This is a genomic window from Cupriavidus alkaliphilus, from assembly GCF_900094595.1.
Classification (GTDB): Bacteria; Pseudomonadota; Gammaproteobacteria; order Burkholderiales; family Burkholderiaceae; genus Cupriavidus; species Cupriavidus alkaliphilus.
The window spans coordinates 480953-496346 of the sequence record NZ_FMAD01000004.1 but is presented as its reverse complement, the minus strand read 5'-3'; the positions used below and the strand labels follow the sequence as shown (position 1 = coordinate 496346).

9 protein-coding genes are annotated in these 15394 nt (G+C 69.1%); 7 read left to right on the top strand and 2 right to left on the bottom strand.

All coding sequences use genetic code 11. The annotated features are described in order from the left end of the window. The first annotated feature begins 103 nt into the window (after nt 1-103). Nucleotides 104-1891, top strand: a complete 1788-nt coding sequence (gene treF, locus GA0116996_RS11580) for an alpha,alpha-trehalase TreF (RefSeq protein ID WP_092310984.1) — start codon at nt 104-106, stop codon at nt 1889-1891. 18 nt (nt 1892-1909) lie between these two features. On the opposite strand, the gene GA0116996_RS11575 is transcribed toward treF, so the two are convergent. Both GA0116996_RS11575 and GA0116996_RS11570 read right to left on the bottom strand, forming a co-directional pair. Beyond that, entirely contained in the window at nt 1910-2839 is a 930-nt protein-coding gene (locus tag GA0116996_RS11575; RefSeq protein WP_244159817.1) for a siderophore ABC transporter substrate-binding protein, read from the bottom strand. A gap of 72 nt (nt 2840-2911) precedes the next feature. Beyond that, the gene (locus GA0116996_RS11570) at nt 2912-4900 is read right to left on the bottom strand and encodes a ligand-gated channel protein (RefSeq protein WP_092310981.1); all 1989 of its coding nucleotides are present in this window, start codon (nt 4898-4900) and stop codon (nt 2912-2914) included. A 244-nt stretch (nt 4901-5144) separates the two neighbouring features. Here GA0116996_RS11570 and GA0116996_RS11565 point away from each other — a divergent pair, with 244 nt between their 5' ends. From GA0116996_RS11565 to GA0116996_RS11540, 6 genes are all read left to right on the top strand, one after another. Beyond that, nucleotides 5145-5864: a response regulator transcription factor gene (locus tag GA0116996_RS11565; protein WP_092310978.1), complete on the top strand. Its 720-nt coding sequence runs from the start codon at nt 5145-5147 to the stop codon at nt 5862-5864. After that, the gene (locus GA0116996_RS11560; RefSeq protein ID WP_092310975.1) at nt 5861-7270 is read left to right on the top strand and encodes a sensor histidine kinase; all 1410 of its coding nucleotides are present in this window, start codon (nt 5861-5863) and stop codon (nt 7268-7270) included. Before GA0116996_RS11565 ends, GA0116996_RS11560 begins: the two co-directional genes overlap by 4 nt. Before the next feature lie 290 nt (nt 7271-7560). After that, nucleotides 7561-8109, top strand: coding sequence for a fimbrial protein (locus GA0116996_RS11555; RefSeq protein WP_092310972.1), 549 nt, complete (start codon nt 7561-7563; stop codon nt 8107-8109). A gap of 132 nt (nt 8110-8241) precedes the next feature. After that, nucleotides 8242-9012 (top strand): fimbria/pilus periplasmic chaperone, encoded by a 771-nt coding sequence (locus GA0116996_RS11550; protein WP_092311237.1) that lies wholly within the window; start codon nt 8242-8244, stop codon nt 9010-9012. A 114-nt stretch (nt 9013-9126) separates the two neighbouring features. Further along, nucleotides 9127-11712 (top strand): fimbria/pilus outer membrane usher protein, encoded by a 2586-nt coding sequence (locus tag GA0116996_RS11545; RefSeq protein WP_092310969.1) that lies wholly within the window; start codon nt 9127-9129, stop codon nt 11710-11712. A 171-nt stretch (nt 11713-11883) separates the two neighbouring features. Continuing rightward, the gene (locus tag GA0116996_RS11540) at nt 11884-15288 is read left to right on the top strand and encodes an ATP-binding protein (RefSeq protein ID WP_092310967.1); all 3405 of its coding nucleotides are present in this window, start codon (nt 11884-11886) and stop codon (nt 15286-15288) included. Nucleotides 15289-15394: the final 106 nt, after the last annotated feature.

Genomic DNA, 15394 nt, shown 5'->3' with positions numbered 1-15394 from the left:
GCACATGCGGCGCTTTGCGCCGCGGCGGCGAACTTACCGTGCGCTTTGCGGCTCCTATTTCTATCCCATTGGAGCCGGCCGTTGCCGGTACAAGGAGGCGTCCATGCGGCCGACCGGCAAGCCCGATTCCGAAACCGTGGTGCCACCGCCGCCCGGCACCGCCACCAGCGGCAGCACGGTGCCGAGCAGCGCCCCGGCCACGCCCGACGGGGCCGGCGCCGTGGCCGGGCCCGCCGCGGCGCCCGGCCAGATCCATGTGGCGGCGCGCCCGGGATTGATCACACACCGCGACTGCCCGCCGCCGCATGCGCTGCCAGGCTGCGCGTGCGCCGACATGCTGTCGCCCGCGGCACGCTATTGCGAACTGTTCGTCGACGTCCAGCACAGCGGCCTGTTCGCCGACAGCAAGACTTTCCCGGACTGCATTCCCAACTGCGACCCCGACCTGATCGTGGCGCGCTATCGCGAGACCCGCGACACGCCCGGCTTTTCGCTGGCGGATTTCGTGCAGGCGTATTTCACCCGCGCCACGGTGCCGGAAAGCCACTACGTGTCTGACCCGGCCAGCACCTTGCGCGAGCACATCGACGGCCTGTGGCCGGTGCTGACGCGCGAGCCCATGGCCCATCCGCCGCTGTCGTCGCTGTTGCCGCTGCCGCACCGCTACGTGGTGCCGGGCGGGCGCTTCGGTGAACTCTATTACTGGGATTCCTACTTCACCATGGAAGGGCTGGCCCGCAGCGGGCACGGCGACCTGATGGTGGAGATGACGCGGAATTTCGCCTACCTGATCGATCACTACGGCCTGGTGCCCAATGGCACCCGCAACTACTACCTGAGCCGCTCGCAGCCGCCGGTGTTTGCGTTGATGGTGGACTTGCTCGAACGCGAGCAACTGGCCAGCGCGCAGGACTTCCTGCCGCAGCTGCGCCGCGAATATGCCTTCTGGATGGACGGCGCCGACGGCCTGTGTCCCGGCCATGCGCACCGCCGCGTAGTCTGCCTGCCCGGCGGCGCGCTGCTCAACCGTTATTGGGACGACCGCCCATGGCCGCGCGAAGAGGCTTTCCTGGAAGACATGGAGACCGCGCTGCGCAGCGGCCGCCCGCACCATATGGTGTTCCGCGACCTGCGCGCCGCGGCGGAGTCGGGCTGGGACTTCAGCTCGCGCTGGCTCGATGCGCCCGACCCGGCCGCCGGCCAGCCCGCTGACCTGGCCACCATCCGCACCACGGCGATGCTGCCGGTCGATCTCAATGCGCTGCTGTGGCACCTGGAAACACGGCTTGCCGCGCTGTGCGAGCGCGCCGGCGATGCCGCGGCAGAGGCTTACCGCGCTGCGGCGCAGCGGCGCGAGGCCGCCATCCTGCAGTACCTGTGGGACGAGGCCGCGGGCGTCTTCATCGACTACGACTGGTGCCGCGGCGCACCGCGCCGGTTTCTCACCGCCGCCACCGTGATGCCGCTCTATCTCGGCCTGGCCAGTCCGGCGCAGGCGCAAGCGGTGGCGCAGGCGGTGCAGGAGCGGCTGCTGGTCGACGGCGGCCTGGCCACCACGGAGTGCACCTCGGGACAGCAATGGGACCATCCCAATGGCTGGGCGCCGCTGCAGTGGCTGGCGGTATGCGGCCTGGAGCGCTATGGCCACGCGGCCCTCGCGCGCGAGATTGCGCGGCGCTGGCTGGCCACCGTGGCCAGCCTGTACACCCACGAATGCAAGCTGGTCGAGAAATACCGCATCCGGCATATCGAAGGGGCCGCCCAGGGCGGGGGCGGCGGCGAGTATCCGCTGCAGGACGGCTTTGGCTGGACCAATGCGATCGCCGGTGCGCTGATGGCGCGCTACGGCGAGGTGCCGGCTACGTGCCGCGCGGATGGCGCGGCGAGCTGAGCCGCGCGTGCCTTGCGGTCAGTGTTGCCGCGCGAGCGCGTCGGCGATCTGCTTCACGTTGTCCTGCATGGCGCCCAGCCCGGCGCCGCCGAGCAGGTACCAGTTGGCGGGATCGAGGTACAGCACCTGGCCGCGCTGCCAGGCGCGCCCGCCCTGCAGCGGCGCCACGTCGAGCAGTTCCTTGGCCGAGGGGCCGGCGCGGCCGATGGCGGCATCCCGGTCGATCACCAGCAGCCAGTCCGGATCGGCCTGGCGGATCTCCGCCGGCGTCATCGGCATGCCGCGCGCGTCGGCTTCCGGCGCGGTGGCAAGCGCCGGGCGCAGGCCGAACGCCGCATGGATCACGCCAAAGCGCGTGCCCGGTGGCTGTGCGCTGATCTTGCCGCCGGTGGTCAGCACCACTAGCGCGGTACCGGCGCCCGCCGCCTGCGCCTGCAGGCGCGCCACCGCGGCGCGCAGCGCCGCAACCTGCTGCGCGGCCCGGGCCTGGCGGCCGGTCAGCTGGCCCAGCAGTTCCGCCTGCGCGGCGACGCTGCCGACCAGGTCATCGCGAGACGGGCTCAGGTCCAGCGTGGGGGCCAGCTTGGCCATCGCTTCATACTTCGATGCCGAACGCCCGCCGACCACGATCAGCTGCGGCGCCAGCGCGCGCAGGGCGTCGACGTTGGGCGCGCTGGCCGACCCGAGCCGGGTGTAGCGCGCGTCCTGGTAGATGCCGAGCTTGCCGGGCAGCTTGCCGTCGGGCACGCCGGCCACCGGGGCGTCCAGCACGCGCAGGGTGTCGAGCGTGGCCAGGTCGAACACCGCGATCCGGGCGGGATGCCGGGGCACTTCGGTGATGCCCTGCGCATGCCTGACCGGCAGCGCCAGCGCGGGAAGGACGGGTGCAAGCATTGCCGCCGCGCAGGCCGCCAGCAGGCGCCGCCGGGTGGGTTGGTACTTCATCATCGGGATTCCTCTGGGAGATGAATGCGCCCGGCCGGACCGCACGGGCGCCGGGACGCACGACAACAGCGGGGCTCAGAACTTGACCGCCACGCTCATCCAGTAGCGCCGGCCGTCCTCGACATAGCCGTAGTCGGTGTAGTTCACCTGCTTGTCGAACAGGTTGTAGATGCCGGCGAACAGCGACACGTTCTTGGTCACGGCGTAAGTCGCGCCCAGGTCGACGAAGGTGTATGACGGCGCCACCACGGTGCTGGAAGACGGCCCGGTGATCGGCTGGCTTTCCTTGCCGCGGTAGTTGACGCGGGCCCAGGCGTTGAGCTTTTCCGACGGGCGCCAGTTCAGCGTGGCCACCAGCAGATGCATCGGCAGCTGGTTCAGCGGCTGGCCCTGGTACTGGCCGGTCTTCTGTTCCGAGCGGGTGTAGGTATAGCTGCCGGTCAGCGACCACGCCTGCGCGATGGGCCAGCGCAGGCTGGCTTCCACGCCGCGCGAGTAGGCGCGGTCCACGTTCATGTACGTGGTCGGTGCGGCGCCGAACTGGTTGGGACCGTCGGTGCATTGCGTGAGTGGGCAGGCCACGCGCGTGATCTTGTCCTTGAAGTCATTGTTGAACAACGTCACGCCGGCCTGCAGGCCGTTGCCCTTGTCGTAGAGCAGGCCCAGTTCCTGCGACACCATGGTCTCGGGCTTCAGATCCGGGTTGCCGTACATGTTGCCGCCGCGGCTGGTCTGGCCCCAGCCGGCCACGGTCTGGCGCAGGTCCGGCGCGCGGAAGCCGGTCGACACCCCGCCCTTGACGGTCCACCGCTGCGCCGCGTGCCAGACGCCGTACAGGCGCGGGCTGTAGTGCTGGCCGAAGTTCTGGTCATGGTCCATGCGCACGCCGCCGGTCAGTGCAAAGCTCTGCGCCAGGCGCCATTCGTCCTCGGCAAACAGCGCCCACTGGTAGCGCTCGACCCGGTTCGGGCCGCCCGCGATCTGGTTGCCGGTCTGGTCGTTCAGGCGCTGGTTCAGGTATTCGGCGCCGACCGACAGCATGTGGTTGCCCAGCGGCATGGCCCAGCTGGTGCGCGCATCCAGGTTCTTGATCTTCATCCGGCGGCTGCGATTGTCGAACTCCTCCTGCTGGATATAGCTGTCGGAGACGCCGAAGCCCCAGCGGCCGGTGTGCGACAACGCGTACTTCTCGCTGCGGTAGTCGGTCTCGGACGAGGTGGGGCAGCCGGTGCGCGGGCACGGCGTGCCTGGCGGCAGCGGCGGCACGGTCTTGCCCACGGTCTCGCTGCGTTGCTGGCGCATGCCGGTGGCCTCGAACACGATGTCGTGCTGGCGCGTGGGCGTCAGCGCCAGCTTGGCGGTCAGGCTCTCGGCACGGCGGCCGCGCAAGCCGTAGTCGATCTCGTCCTCGACGCGGTGCGTGCTCTGGCCGTACAGCTGCAGCCCCAGCAGGTCGCTCTTGAGCGGCCCGGCCAGGTAGAAGTTGCCCTGGTACTGGTTGCCCGAGTCGCTGTGCTGCTGCAGCGTGGCGTCGCCGCGCAGCTCGCCGGTCCATTGCTTCGGCACCTTGCGCGTGATGATGTTGACCACGCCGCCCATGGCATCGGACCCATACAGCGACGACATCGGGCCGCGCACCACCTCGATCCTCTCGATCGCGGCCAGCGGCGGGGTCCAGCTGCTCTCGACGCCGGACGAGTCGGAGTTGGTGCGGGTCTCGCGCGAACTCTGGCGCTTGCCGTCGATCAGCACCTGGGTGTACTTGGCGCCCATGCCGCGCAGGCTGATATCGGTGCGGTCGCCGCCGCCGCTGACGATCACGCCCGGCACTTCGACCAGCGCGTCGTTGATGTCGCGGTAAGCCTTGTTTTCCAGTTCCGAACGGGTGACCACGCTGATCGACGCGGGCGCATCGCGGATATCCTGCGCGCTGCCCGCCGCCGTCACCACCACGGTGGCGAGGGTGGCGTCCGCCTTGGGTTCCTGCGCCTGGGCCCAGGCCCCCGTCATGCCCGAGGCCGCGCAGACCGCCGCCAGCCCCTTCGTCCATTGGGCCCGCGACATGCCGCCCGGTGATGCCGTCCCAACGACTGCCCGTGCTGCCGCCTTCAATGCCAACCCGCTTCCGGCGGCCTGCCTGTCCTTCATTATTTTCCCCGCTGTATGCAAATAACAATCATTCTCATATTAGAATCGGAGGGCAAATTGCTAACCAGTCACTTTGGAAAGCTTTTGTTTTCTTGACGTTTCTTGACGGAACCGGAGGCCGGCGGCCCGCTCCTCGCCCGCCAGGGCCCCGGCAAGCTGCATGCTGATGTGCTCTCACACGCCGCCCGCGCGCGTGCTGCTGATCGACGACGACCTGGAACTGGCGCAGATGCTGCGCGAATACCTGGAGCCCGACCACTGCACCGTCACGCTGGCGCACACCCGCGAGCAGGGTGAGATCCTGCTGGCCCGCAATGACTACGATGTCGCGCTGCTGGACCTGATGCTGCCCGACGGCAACGGCCTGGAGCTGCTGCGGCTGCACCGCGCGCGCTCGCAGCGCCCGGTGATCATGTTTACCGCGCATGGCGACGAGACCGACCGCGTGCTCGGGCTGGAGCTCGGTGCCGACGACTACCTGAGCAAGCCCTTCAGCCCGCGCGAACTGCGCGCGCGCATGCACGCGGTGCTGCGCCGGTTCCAGTGCGCCACGCCGGCCACCGGCGCCAACCCATGGCTGGAGGCCGGCGCGCTGCGCCTGAACCTGGCATCCGGCGAAGCCATGCACGGACCGGCGCTGGCCACGCTGACCGGCGCCGAACAGCGCGTGCTGGAAATCCTGATGCGCTCGGCGGGCCGGGTGGTCGCGCGCGAGGAAATCGGGCGCTTCGCACTGGGACGCGCTCCCGAGCGCTATGACCGCAGCCTCGACACCCACGTCAGCGCGCTGCGCCGCAAGCTGGCGCTCGACGGCACCTCGTCGCCGCTGCGCATCCGCAACCTGCGCGGTCAGGGCTACCTGCTGGTGCAGGCGCCGTGACCGGCTGGCGCCGCGTGCGCGCGCTGTTTCCGCTGCCGCTGTTCTGGCGCAACTTCCTGGCGTTCTGGCTGGGCATGGCCGCGATCGTCGGCATCGGCATGGCGCTGACGGCAGCGGTGGCCTGGTACCGCTTCGAGGCGCTCGACGGCCTGAGCCCCGCCGCGCTCACCCAGGACGCGGTCGAGGTGGCGCGGACACAGGGGCGTCCCGGACTGCGGCGCTGGCTGCGGGCGATGGATTCGCATGCGTCGGCGCTGGACGTCTATATCGTCGACCACGCGCTGCAGGACATGCTGGGCCGGCAGCTGCCGGCGCGGCTGCGCAACCATCTGGCCGACCGCATCGTGCCGATGTGGCGCGCGGGCATGATCGGCCATGCGGTCGCCCACGTGCCGCGGCCCGGCGCGCGCGTGTCATGGTGGGACCCGCAACCGATCGCGCTGCCGGACGGCGGCGAGGTGCTGCTGCTGTTCCTGCCGTTCGATTCGTCGCGCTGGGAGGTCCTGCACCTGTCGCCGGTGGCGCTGGCGCTCGGCCTGTTCGCCCTGGCGGTGTCGGCGCCGCTGTGCTGGGCCCTGACGCGACACGTGACCGGCCCGGTGCGGCGCCTGCGCGAAGCCACGCAGGCCCTCGCCCACGGCGAGCTGGCCACGCGCACGCCGCCGGTGCTGGCCCGCCGCGCCGACGAGCTTGGCCAGCTGGCGCGCGATTTCGATGCCATGGCCGGCCAACTGCAGCGCCTGGTGGACTGGCGCGAGCAATTGCTGCGCAATATTGCGCATGAGCTGCGCTCGCCGCTGGGGCGGCTGCGCCTGTCGCTGGAGCTGGCGCGCCGCCGCGATGCCACGCTCGCGCTGCAGTTCGATCGCATCGAGCGCGAGACCGAGCGGCTCGATGCCCTGGTCGAGCGCACGCTGCAGCTGGCGCGGCTGCATGCGATGGCGCCGGTGCGCAGCCCCATCGACCTCGCCGGACTGGTCGACGTGATCGTCGCCGATGCCCGCTTCGAGGCCGCGGCCCGCGGCGTGGCGATCCACTGGAGCGCGCCGGACGAGCTGATCTTCGACGCCGATGCCGCGGCGCTGGGCAGCGCCATCGAGAACATCCTGCGCAATGCCATGCGGTACACCGACCCGGCCGCGCCGGTGAGCGTGACGCTGCAGGCCGACGCGCACGAGATCCGCCTCGATATCGTCGACGGTGGCCCCGGCGTGCCGGCTGAAGCGCTGGCAAGCCTGTTCGAACCGTTCTATCGCGTGCGCAGCGGTCCGGGCCATCCGGCCGGCGCAGGGCTCGGGCTCAGCATCGCGCATGCGGGCATCGCCGCGCATGGCGGTACGGTGTCGGCCCGCAATGCCCAGCCGCGTGGGCTTGCGGTGTCGGTGTCACTGCCGCGCCTGGCCTGAGGCGCGCAGCGGCGGCCCAGCAACAGGGCGGCCCGAGGGGTGCAGACCCACGCCGGCCCCCCGGTGGTGTCAACGCATCATGGCGTGACCCTGGTATGTCAAAGGGGAAAATTCCGAACAAGATCTAAGGCTTGCCTGATTGGTGGCATTAAGCACCATCCCTATATTCCACTTGTCCCCGGGGCGGCCGGCAACTGCACAACCTGATCGGCAGTTGCACGCGGCACGGGGCAAGGCGGGATCCGCCGGATCCGCATGCCATTGACCTACCAACCTCTGAATCACCCATCATGACCAATAACAAGCTTCTCGCCGCTCTGATCGTCGCCGGTACCGCCATGGGCGCGCAGTTTGCCCATGCCGCCGATGGCACCATCACTTTCAATGGCAACATCACCGCCCAGACCTGCACCATCAACGGCAACGGCACCGGCTCGCACGACTTTACCGTGCAGCTGCCGACGGTTTCGGCCTCGACCCTGAACGGGATCGGCAAGGTCGCTGGACAGACGCCCTTCAACATCGCGCTGACCGAGTGCACGCCAGACACCGGCAACGTGCATACGTTCTTCGAGGCTGGCCCGACCACCGACCTCACCACCGGCAACCTGATCCTGAACGCGGGCGGCGCCCAGAACGTGCAGATCCGCCTGCTGAACGGCGGCACCGCCAACACGCCGATCAAGGCCGGCGCCACCAATGCGGCGCAGAACTCGAATTCGGTGCCGCTCACCAACGGCGCGGCCACGCTGTCGTACTACGCGCAGTACTACGCCACCGGCGCGGCAACTGCCGGTGCCGCCAACTCCAGCGTGATGTACTCCATCGCCTACGAGTAAGCCTTGTGCCCGAGGGTGCGGAGCGTGTTACCGGTGCGCTCCGCGCCTTGCACTACCCGATGTGCGCCGGTAAACCCATTTGGCGGTCCATCCGGTTGCCGGTTCATCCGAACCATGGGTCCCGCTGCCATCATGAACATGACAATCAAGTCCCTGATTTCCGCCGGCGTTGTTGCGCTGGGACTCTTTAGTGCTGTGCACGCGCAGGCCTCCGTGGTCATCGCCGGTACGCGGGTCATCTATCGCGCCCAGGAGACCGAGGCCACCATCAAGCTGACCAACGAAGGCAAGGCGCCGGCCCTGACGCAGGTGTGGATCGACAAGGGCGATCCCAAGGCAGCGCCGGCGGCCATCGAAGTCCCGTTCACCGTAACCCCGCCGGTGTCGCGTGTCGATCCAGGCAAGGGCCAGACGCTGCGCATCCTATACACCGGCGAGCCGCTGGCGCAGGACCGCGAATCGGTGTTCTGGCTCAATGTGCTCGAAATCCCGCCCAAGCCATCGGCGGAAGAAGCCGATACCAACAAGCTGCAACTGGCGTTTCGCTCGCGCATCAAGCTGTTCTTTCGTCCCGCGGGGCTGAAGGGCACGGCGGAGGAGGCACCGGGCATGATCCACTGGCGCGTCGTCCAGGCGGGCGGCAAGCCTGCGCTGGAAGGCAGCAACCCGAGTGCGTATCACGTTTCCTTCGCCAAGATTGAACTGGTCGGCGGCGGCAAGACCGCCCGCTTTGAAGAGGGCGGCATGATCGCGCCGGGCGAAAGCCGAAGCTTCCCGCTGACCGGCGAGGTTGCGCAGGGCCCCGACGCCAGAGTTCGCTTCAACACCATCAATGATTACGGCGGCGCCGCGCGCGGTGAAGCCGCGCTCGACGGCGCCAGCACCCAGGCCGTTTCGCGCTGATCTTGCGCCGGGCGCCGCCCGGCGAACCTCCAGGCTGAATCCTCCGATTGACGATGCCGCGCAGGCGGCAGGGGCAAGTCTTGCCCGCGCAGTGCCAGACATCCGGCATAAACCATGAAAACCCAGAAGACCTCGTCGTTCCCGTCGCGGCTGCGCCCGGCCAGTGCGGTGGTGTTGTCCTTGTTTGCCAGCATGAGTGCGTGGGGAGCGCCCGGCAGTTCCCGTGGTTCAACGTTGCTCGCCGAAGTCGAATTCAACGATACCTTCCTGCAACAGCCAGGCGGGGTCCGCATCGACGTGAGCCGCTTCAACAAGGGCAACGTGGCCCTGCCGGGCAACTATCGCGCCGAGCTCTACGTGAACGACGTCTGGCTGGGCCGGACCGAGGTGACGCTGCGCCAGGTCGGCGACGATACGCGCAACGTTCAGCCCTGCTTCGACCGCGCCGGGGTCGAGCGCATCGGGATCGATCTGTCGAAACTCTCCCCCGAGGCCTCGGCCAGACTGGTGGCGGGCTGCGTGACGTTGCCCGAGCTGGTGCCAGATGCCACCGCCAGCTTCGACAACGGCGAGCAGCGGCTGGACGTGTCGGTGCCGCAGATGGCCCTGTCGCGCACGGCACGCGGTTATGTCGATCCCAAGTACTGGGACGAGGGCGTCACCGCGGCGCGGCTGCAGTACAACGCCAACGTCTACCACTCGGACGCTGGCGGGCTGTCGACCACGCAGAGCTACGTCGGCCTGAACGCCGGCTTCAATTTCGGCGGCTGGCGCTTCCGTCATGTGGGCAACCTGACCCATGGCGATTTCGAGGGAAGTCGCTACCAGAGCGTGCAGACCAGCCTGCAGCGCTCGCTGGCGCCGATCCGCAGCCAGCTGGTCATCGGCGAGGCCTATACGGATGGGGCGCTGTTCGACAGCTTTGGGTTTCGCGGCGTACAGGTCGCCAGCGACGACCGCATGTACCCCGAATCGCAACGCGGCTATGCACCCGTCGTGCGCGGCATTGCCAACAGCAATGCCCGGGTGCAGGTGCGCCAGAGCGGCAACATCATCTACGAAACCACGGTCGCGCCCGGCGCGTTCGAGATCACCGACCTGTATCCGACCGGGTACGGGGGCGACCTCGAACTGGTGATCACCGAAGCCGACGGCAGCGTGCGCACCTCGCGCCTGCCCTTTGCCGCGGCCGTCAATGCGCTGCGCCCCGGCATCACGCGCTACAGCATGACCGTGGGGCAGTACCGCAATGTCGCGCTCCAGAGCCGGCCGATGATGATGCAGGGCACGGTCCAGCACGGCATCAGCAATATGGTGACCGGCTACGGCGGCTTTATCGTGGCGCAGGACTACACCGCGGTGATGGGCGGCGGGGCGCTGAACACGGACCTGGGCGCCTTCGGCGCCGACATCACGCAAGCCTGGACCGACCTGCAGAATGCCGGCGGGCGCGACGGCCAGAGCGTGCGGCTGTCGTACAGCAAGCTGGTGGCGCCGACCAACACCAACCTGACCCTCGCCGCCTACCGCTACTCCAGCAGCGGCTACCTCAGCATGGCCGATGCCATGGCGCTGCGCGACCTGGAACAGCGCGGCATGGCCGCTGGCATGTTCATGGGCGGAATCCAGCGCGGCCGGCTGCAGGTGACCATCAACCAGATGCTGCCGCAGGGCTACGGCTCGTTCTACCTGACCGGGTCCACGCAGAACTACTGGAACCGCAGCGGCAGCGACACCCAGTTCCAGGCCGGCTACAACAACAGCTACAAGCGCATCAGCTATGGGATTTCGGCATCGCGCCAGTTCAACGTCAACGCCGGCAAATGGGATAACCGGGTGATGCTGACGGTGGGCATCCCGCTCGGCACCGGCCAGCATGCACCGCACTCGATGACCAGCCTGTCGCACGACTCCAGCGGCGGCACCTCGCTGCAGGAATCGGTGACCGGCACGCTCGGCGACGACAACGCCTTCACCTACGGCATCAACGCCGGCTACACCGGCGGCGGCAACAACACCGACACCGCCACCGTCGGCGCCAACGTCGGCTATGTGTCGCCCTTTGCCACCGTCACCGCCAGCGCCAGCAAGGGCCGCAATTACTCGCAGGCCGGGTTTGGCATCAGCGGCGGCATCGTCGCCTATGCCGGCGGCGTGGCGTTCACGCCGATGCCGGGGGACACCATGGCCATCGTCGAGGCCGCGGACGCCGCCGGCGCGCGCGTGACCAATGGCAGCGGCCTGCGCGTGGATCCGTGGGGCCACGCCATCGTGTCGAGCCTGACGCCGTTCTCGACCAACCAGATCGAGATCGATCCCAAGGGGCTGCCGATCAGCGTGGCGCTGAAGACCACGCAGCAGAACACGGCACCCACCGCCGGCGCCATCGTGAAGATGAAGTTCGAGACCGACAACCCCGGGCGCGCCGCGATCCTGCGGGTCATGGGCCCCGATGGGGCGCCGCTGCCATTCGGCGCCGAGGTCACCGACGCGCAGGGCCAGGCGGCCGGCACCGTGGGACAGGGCGGGCGCATCATCGTGCGCGGGCTGAAGCAGGACAGCGGCGAGCTGCTTGTCAAATGGGGCAGCGATGCGAAATCCTCGTGCGCGCTGCGCTATGCGCTCCCCCCGGAAACGGCGCGCCCGGCCAACCCGTTCGCGGTGCTTGACGCGGCGTGCGTGGCATCGGCGGCGCGCTGACCCGGGACCATGACATCGTCCATGGCACGCCAGCCGTCGCGACACGGCTGCGTGCCGGGAAGAGCCGGGATGTTGATGCATAATCCATAGGCAATTCCCCAGCCATCGGGCGCCGGACGACGCCCGGTTCCCGAGCAGCGTCAGGCAGGTCGCTGAGAAGGAGCTTCGCCAATGCCCAATTGGCTGTCTCGCGCAAACAAGCAGTTTCCCGGTCGCCTTCTCGCCGTCGTTGCCGCCCTGCTGATCGTGGTCATCAGCGGATGCCTCGCCTTGTTTCTGCATAACCGGTTCCAGCGCGTCGTATGGGAGCAGGCGTGGGCCGCGCGCCAGCACTTTGTCGCCGTGATGGCGGCCAAGGCCACCCATGAGTACTTTATCCGGCGCATGGCCGAGATCACCGGGCCCGAGTACCGGCTGGTGCGCAACGACCGGCCCGCTACCCAGCTGGAAGCCACGCTCATGGACGTGCCCGCGGGCAGTGCGCGCGCCGTCGACTTGCCCGGACTGATCAATCCCGCGACCCTGATGCGCGGCGCACCGGTGCCTGGCGCGGACCGGTCCGCGGCGGTGTCGCACATCATCCGCTTTGCCATCTTCGAGCGCGCGTACTGGGGCACGGCGCCGCAGGGCGTGCGCTCGGTGTTTCTGATGGCCGACGGCAGCGAGGCGCTGGTGACCCCCGCGCTGCCGGCGGCGCTGCCGCTGAGCGGGCCGCGGGTTGCCGATGCCGTCAGCAACTGGGCCAAGGCGCTGGCGCGCCGGTCCGGCGAGGCGCGCGCCTCGACGCCGGCAGGCACGCCGTTGTGGGCCGGGCCCTATCCGGGCCTCATCGGGCAGGAACCGATGCTGAGCTGCTACCTGCCCGTGCGCAACGCCACGGGAACGCTGCTCGGCTATGCCGCGACCGCCATTCCGATCCATGCCCTGATGGGCGATGTCAGCCTGCCGGGCGCCACGCAAGCGGCGCAGCGGGTATCGGGCAAGCGCGCCGTGTTTTTCGATGAGCGCGGCAAGCTGCTGTTCCAGGGCCGCGGCGCCGGCTGGCTGCGCACGCAGGCCCTGGGCGAGCGGGTTGCGCGCGAGCTGGTCCCCGGCGAGCAGGGCGTGGCCTACTGGTTCGAGCAAGGCAGCCTGATGATAGGCAGCATGGCGCGCGACCAGGGCTGGCGTGCGGCCTATGCCTACCCGCTGTCGCAAGGCCTGGCCGACCACGGGCTGGCGCTGGGGGTGGCGCTGCTGCTCTACGGGCTTGGCATCGCCGCGGTGCTGCAAGGCGCGCGCATGGTCCGGCGCCGGGTCGTGGTGCCGATGCAGCGCAATGCAGAACGCATCGAGGACAGCGAGCGCTTCAACCGCACCGTGATGCAGGCCGCGCCGGTGGGCCTGCGGGTGGTGCGCATCGCCGATGCGCATGTGCGAGTCGAGAACGCGCTGGCCGCGCAATGGCTGCCGCTCGATGCGCGCACGCAAGGCCGGCCATGGCTGGATGCCATCCTGGCGCGGCGCGGCGAAACCCCCGTGCGGCTCGAGGTGCGGGTACCGGCGGGCGCCGGCGGCGCGCGCGACGTGCTGGTGGTCGGCCGCCGTACCCGCTTCGAGGGCGAGGACGTGTTGCTGTGCGCGATCCATGACGTGACGGAAGAACGCGAGGCGCACCGCAAGCTGGCCCGCGCGCGCCAGCTTGCGGACGAAGCCAGCGCCGCCAAGCTGCGCTTCCTGGCCACCATGAGCCATGAGATCCGCACGCCGTTGTACGGCATGCTGGGCACGCTGGAATTGCTGTCGCTGACCAGCCTTGCGCACAGCCAGCGCGAGATGCTGTCGACCATCCAGTCTTCGTCGCAGGTGCTGCTGCAGATCCTGGACGACCTGCTTGACTACTCGCGCGCGGAAGCGGGCCAGATGCAATTGGACAGCGTGCCGTTCGACCCGGTCGACCTGCTCGAGTCGACGGTGCGGGCGCACGCGCCGATCGCCCTGCAGAAGGGGATTGCGCTGTCGTGCTATCCGGAGCCGGGCCTGCCGTGCCTTTGCGGCGACCCCGTGCGCGTGCGCCAGATCATCGGCAACCTGGTCGGCAATGCGCTGAAGTTCACCGCCACAGGCCATGTCATCGTGCGCCTGGGCCGAGCGCCGCAGGGTGAGGTGGCCGCTGTACCGGAGACCGCCGATGCGGCTGGCAGGATCACGATCCAGCTCGAGGTGGCGGATACCGGGCCCGGCATCGCGCCCGAGGTCCAGGAAAAACTGTTCGAGCCATTCGTGCAGGCCGACCCGTCCACCGCCAGGCGGTATGGCGGCACGGGCCTGGGCTTGTCGATCTGCCGGCGGCTGGCGGCGCTGATGGACGGCAGCGTTTCCGTGCACAGCGAACCCGGCAAGGGCAGCGTGTTCCGGGTCTTGCTGCGCATGCCGCAGGCGGGGCCGCGCACGGCGCTGGAACCGTTGCTGCCGCCGGTGGCCGTGCTGACCGAGGACGACGAGATCCGCAACCATGCCATCGACACGCTGCGTGCGGTCGGGTGCAAGGCGATCGCCTGCGACGGGCCGGCGCCGGAACCCGGCATGGTGCTGTTCGTCGCCACCCGCCGTATCGCGGCGATTCCGCAGGGCTATGCCGGCGTGGTGTTCGGACGTGCCGATGGCCCGGCCGAACCGCAGCTCGTCGGGGGCAGCTGGCTGGTCAGCGCTTATCACCAGGCTGGCATCCTGCGCGCACTGTGCCTGGCCGCCGGCATGACGCCGATGAGCGCGCCGCCAGCGGCGACGGCCGCCGATCCCGTGCCGCAGCTGGGCCTGGAGATCCTGGTGGTCGACGACCACCCCTACAACCGGCTGCTGATGCAGCAGCAGCTCGACCGCCTTGGCTGCCGCGCCACGCTGGCGAGCGGTGGCGAGGAAGCGCTGGCGCTGTGGCGGCAGCGCAAGTTCGACCTGGTGCTCACCGACGTCCACATGCCCGGCATGGACGGCAACGAACTCTGCCGCAGGCTGCGCGCGCAAGGCGTGGCCGTGCCGATCGTCGGGCTGACCGCCAGCATCGCGCAGGGCGAGGCGGAGCGCTGCCTGGAAGCCGGCATGGACCGTTACTTGTCCAAGCCCGTCTTGCTCGGTCCCCTGGCCGAGTGCCTGCGGGCAGTGCTGCCGGAGCATGCGGCCGGGCCGAAGCGGCCGGCCGACGTCGAAGCCGGGTTGCCGCGGATCCCCGACAGCGCCGCCAGCCTGGCGCTGCTGGCGCATACCATGCGCGAGGACTTCGCGGCGCTGTCCGCCGCCGCGCGCAGCGGGGAATGGAAGGCTATACGCCACCACGCCCATCGCATGCGCGGCGCCATGGCATTGGCCGAAGACGGCGAGGAAATCGTCGCATTGTGCCGGGAACTGGAACTGGATGTGGCGCAGGCGCAGGAGGCCGTGCAGGCCCATGTCGACAACCTGGCCTTGTATCTTGCAGCGTACTTTGACGCGTCCGGCGATCCCGCAGGCGAACAGAACGGCAGCCAGAACGACAGCAAAAGCGGCAGCAACAGCGGCAGCCGGAATGGCCATCCTGGCGATTGGCGGAGTACTATTTAAGGAATACCTTAATTCGGGTTTTTCGGAAGACTCCTAATATTAAGTCAGCGAAGATGACCGGTATTGAATACCGGCTCAGTTCCGCGGCGCACCAGTGCGTGGCCCA

What these genes read in the sequence shown, in the direction of transcription:
- treF (WP_092310984.1), top strand. Translation starts at nt 104, where the DNA reads ATGCGGCCGACCGGCAAGCCCGATTCCGAAACCGTGGTGCCACCGCCG.
- GA0116996_RS11575 (WP_244159817.1), bottom strand. Translation starts at nt 2,839, where the DNA reads ATGATGAAGTACCAACCCACCCGGCGGCGCCTGCTGGCGGCCTGCGCG.
- GA0116996_RS11570 (WP_092310981.1), bottom strand. Translation starts at nt 4,900, where the DNA reads ATGTCGCGGGCCCAATGGACGAAGGGGCTGGCGGCGGTCTGCGCGGCC.
- GA0116996_RS11565 (WP_092310978.1), top strand. Translation starts at nt 5,145, where the DNA reads ATGCTGATGTGCTCTCACACGCCGCCCGCGCGCGTGCTGCTGATCGAC.
- GA0116996_RS11555 (WP_092310972.1), top strand. Translation starts at nt 7,561, where the DNA reads ATGACCAATAACAAGCTTCTCGCCGCTCTGATCGTCGCCGGTACCGCC.
- GA0116996_RS11550 (WP_092311237.1), top strand. Translation starts at nt 8,242, where the DNA reads ATGAACATGACAATCAAGTCCCTGATTTCCGCCGGCGTTGTTGCGCTG.
- GA0116996_RS11545 (WP_092310969.1), top strand. Translation starts at nt 9,127, where the DNA reads ATGAAAACCCAGAAGACCTCGTCGTTCCCGTCGCGGCTGCGCCCGGCC.
- GA0116996_RS11540 (WP_092310967.1), top strand. Translation starts at nt 11,884, where the DNA reads ATGCCCAATTGGCTGTCTCGCGCAAACAAGCAGTTTCCCGGTCGCCTT.